Below are 3667 nucleotides of genomic sequence, written 5' to 3'. Positions count from 1 at the left end.
TTTTTGGCACGGGAGAGGGGAGCAAGAGAAGACATAGCCAATGACATCTAACAAATATTGAATCATTATCAACTGTTCACCGATTCAGAATATTTTTGCTGAACTTCTGACTCTGCTTTCAATTTGCGTAATCTCTGTCGTGCCGGAGAAGGATTCTGTTTCTGCTCGTCTCGCTGTTGACGGCAAAACGCTAACCAATCTGCCAAGTAAGCCCTCACTTCTTCGGTGTTGTGTAGATAGTAAAGAATCGTCGCATAAACCTGTTCTAGGGTAATGCTTTCAAATTGTTGGGCGATTTCTTCAGGGGTTTTAGCTCTGTAAATATACTCGTAAAGAACGCTTTCAATCCCGATGCGACTGTCCTGAATGCGGATATCATCAGGAGCAAGAAAATTGAAGTAGTCTCGAATTTGCATAATAAGTAGCCTGTCCCATTAGGGGGAATTATTTGGATTAATTCTGAATAACTGAGACGCTACAGTGGTAATGGTGCGTTACGCTACGCTAACACACCCTACATATAGAGCCTTTGCGTAAGTCCTAAGTGTGGTTGATTTTAGGATTTGCCGCCTGCTAGTTTAGCATAGTAAGTCCGGAAGAAACCGTCCTATCTTGGTTCAATTTTCCCGAATAAAAACTTCTCCCCATCTCTCCCTCAACCTATCACCCTAATTATGGGTATTCAACCGGACATGATATCAGTTTTACTATTGTGTTTCTGGCTGAACCTGTTGTGAGGTTGGTGTAATCTCAGGTGTAGGTTCCGGCGGTGGTGCTGATGGCGGCTTGAGCGCTAAAAATGCAGCAATCGTACCTAATATTGTGGCAATTGTGCCAATAATGGTTAACCACATCGTCAAATCCCAACGACGCCAGGGTTGGGGAAATTGAGGCACAACCCCCAACAAATCTAACCATTCCTGCATCGTTTGGGGGCGTTCTTCGGGGGCTAACGCCATCCCTCGCAGAATCGCCTGATTCGTGCGATCGCTCATTTGGGGATTCACTTCTTGAGGTGGCTTTAATTTAGCCCTTGCTAAACTGCGATCGCGGACACTGGGCGGTTTTTCTCCAGTTAATAACTGATACAATGTGGCGGCTAAGGAATACACATCGGTATAAGCGCCGCGTTCGGCATCAACATGATATAATTCCAGGGGTGTAAATCCATCGGCAGTTGTCGGATTAATCGTCGTCAACGGGTGATCAAATCCCACCGCTAACCCAAAATCAATTAACACCGCCTCCCGTTTCCCCTGACGCATCATAATATTGGCAGGTCTAACATCTCGATGCACCAAGTTATTCTCATGCACCACCATCAGCGCTGATCCAATCTGGCGAATATAGTGTAATCCTTCCTTTTCTGTCAATCGATTGGCATGGGTTAAATCTTGCCCCTGAACATACTCCATGACAAGACAAACCTGCTGACCTTCTTTAAACGAATAAGACAGACAAAAAATAGGGATGATTTTCACCATCCCTACTCAATGAATCAATTAAATTGTCCGAAATTACAGCACAGGAACGTACTGCTCCTTCTCTGGTACATGAGTATATTCCGCCACAATCTGACGAAACTCTTCGCCGTCAATGGTTTCCTTCTCAATTAACAGATCCACCAAACGGTCAATCACGACGCGATTGTCGCGCATAATCTGCTTAGCATCGTCGTGACAATGTTCCACAATCCGGCGTACTTGTTCATCAATGCGAGACGCGACTTCTTCGGAATACTCCGCCCGATTCGTCAAGCCGCCACCGAGGAATACTTCTCCCTGTTGACTTTCTAGAGACAAAGGACCTAAATCGGACATGCCGAAACGGGTTACCATTTGTCGCGCCATTCCCGTCACCTGCTGTAAATCACCACCGGCACCTGTGGTAACTTCAGAATGACCAAAAATCTCTTCTTCTGCGGCACGACCCCCTAACGCCCCCGTAATCCGGGCTTTAAGCTGCGATCGCGTAATTAAGCCTTGCTCTTCACTCGGCGTAAACCAGGTCAACCCTTGGGCTTGACCCCGAGGAATTAAGGTCACTTTCTGTACGGGATCATGATCCTTGAGTACCGTCCCCACGATCGCATGACCGACTTCATGATAGGCAATTAACCGCTTACTCTTACTATCCACCAATGGTGTGCCTTCCATACCAGCCACCACCCGGTCAACCGCGTCGTTGATTTCCAGCATGGTAATCGCCTCTTTACGACGACGGGCTGTCAGAATTGCCGCTTCATTCAACAAGTTAGCTAAATCTGCCCCAGTAAATCCAGGAGTACGCCGCGCGATCGATTCAATGGATATTTCCGGTGCAAGTTTCTTATTCCGCGCATGGACTTCCAGAATACCAATCCGTCCTTTCAAATCCGGTGCATCAACAATTACCTGGCGGTCAAACCGTCCGGGACGCAATAGGGCTGAATCCAGTACATCAGGGCGGTTGGTGGCGGCAATAATGATAATCCCGGTATTGCCTTCAAACCCATCCATCTCTGTCAGCAACTGGTTCAGCGTTTGCTCCCGTTCATCGTTACCGCCGCCGATACCTGCACCCCGTTGTCGTCCTACGGCGTCAATCTCATCGATAAAGATGAGACAAGGTGCATTTTCCTTGGCTTTCTTGAACAAGTCACGAACACGGGATGCACCCACACCGACAAACATTTCCACGAATTCACTACCAGAGATACTAAAGAACGGAACTCCAGCTTCACCCGCGATCGCTTTCGCCAATAATGTTTTACCTGTTCCCGGAGGTCCAACTAACAGCACCCCTTTGGGAATCCGTGCGCCTACTGCTGTAAACCGTTCCGGCTGCTTCAGGAACGTCACCACTTCCTGCAATTCTTCCTTGGCTTCCTGAATTCCCGCCACATCATCGAAAATAATTCCCGTTTTTGCTTCCATCTGGAACCGGGCGCGAGACTTACCAAAGTTCATCGCTTGACCTGGACCGCCACCCATATTACTCGAACGACGGAAGAGGAAAAATAACCCACCAATTAATAAAATCGGAAAAATTAAATTCCCTAAGATTCCCCAAATCGCCCCATCTTGACGTGCTGGATGGGTATCTAAAGCAATATCAGCCTCTCTCAACTTAGTGATTAGCTCAGGAGAATTAGCAGGCAAATCGACGCGCCAGCGATTCGTTGTCTTCAGATCCGGGTCAATCGCTTCTACAATTGCCGTTTGACCCCCATCATAGAGGTCAACACTCGTGACTCTCCCTTTCTCAATGTATTCTAAAAAGCGACCATAATTCATCCGGGTGCTGGCGGTATTTTGACTTAAATCACCAACAGCCGGAGAAAACGCTCCCTGCCATAGGAAAAACCCAATGACAAGAGCGGGTATTGTCCAAAGTAGGAGTATTCTCCAGGAAAATTTCATCGCTTATGAGCCTCTAGATATTTGTTTTCTGGTTTGGCTTTTGCTCTTAAAGAGCCTCTGGTTTAGCACAAAGCCTAGCTTAAACGGTGGTTTGAATAGGAAACTTTACTTCTGCTTAATCAAATTTAACGTAATTCTCAGGATTTGGGCAACTGTCTTATCGTCATTTGTCCTTTGTCCTTTGTCCTTTGTTCATGGTTCATTGTTGATTGTTCATGGTTCATTGTTGATGGGTAATCCTCTTCCCCTGCTTCCCCTGCTTCCCC

Annotated in this window: 3 protein-coding genes; all 3 read right to left on the bottom strand. The window is 46.9% G+C overall.

The genetic code is table 11. The annotated features are described in order from the left end of the window. Positions 1-68 precede the first annotated feature (68 nt). Positions 69-416 carry a DUF433 domain-containing protein gene (locus tag ACLFWI_RS28355; protein WP_446415709.1) on the bottom strand — a complete coding sequence of 116 codons (348 nt, stop codon included), beginning with the start codon at positions 414-416 and terminating at the stop codon, positions 69-71. A 291-nt stretch (positions 417-707) separates the two neighbouring features. Further along, entirely contained in the window at positions 708-1484 is a 777-nt protein-coding gene (locus tag ACLFWI_RS28350) for a serine/threonine-protein kinase (RefSeq protein WP_446415708.1), read from the bottom strand. Between the two features lie 33 nt (positions 1485-1517). Beyond that, positions 1518-3401: an ATP-dependent zinc metalloprotease FtsH2 gene (gene ftsH2, locus ACLFWI_RS28345; RefSeq protein ID WP_446415707.1), complete on the bottom strand. Its 1884-nt coding sequence runs from the start codon at positions 3399-3401 to the stop codon at positions 1518-1520. Positions 3402-3667 lie beyond the last annotated feature (266 nt).

This window comes from Coleofasciculus sp., assembly GCF_046539235.1.
In the GTDB taxonomy this organism is placed as follows: Bacteria; Cyanobacteriota; Cyanobacteriia; order Cyanobacteriales; family Coleofasciculaceae; genus Coleofasciculus.
This window is presented reverse-complemented; position numbering and strand designations above follow the sequence as displayed.

Coding starts and splice junctions, on each gene's coding strand:
- ACLFWI_RS28355 (WP_446415709.1), bottom strand. CDS start 416: ATGCAAATTCGAGACTACTTCAATTTTCTTGCTCCTGATGATATCCGC.
- ACLFWI_RS28350 (WP_446415708.1), bottom strand. CDS start 1,484: ATGGTGAAAATCATCCCTATTTTTTGTCTGTCTTATTCGTTTAAAGAA.
- ftsH2 (WP_446415707.1), bottom strand. CDS start 3,401: ATGAAATTTTCCTGGAGAATACTCCTACTTTGGACAATACCCGCTCTT.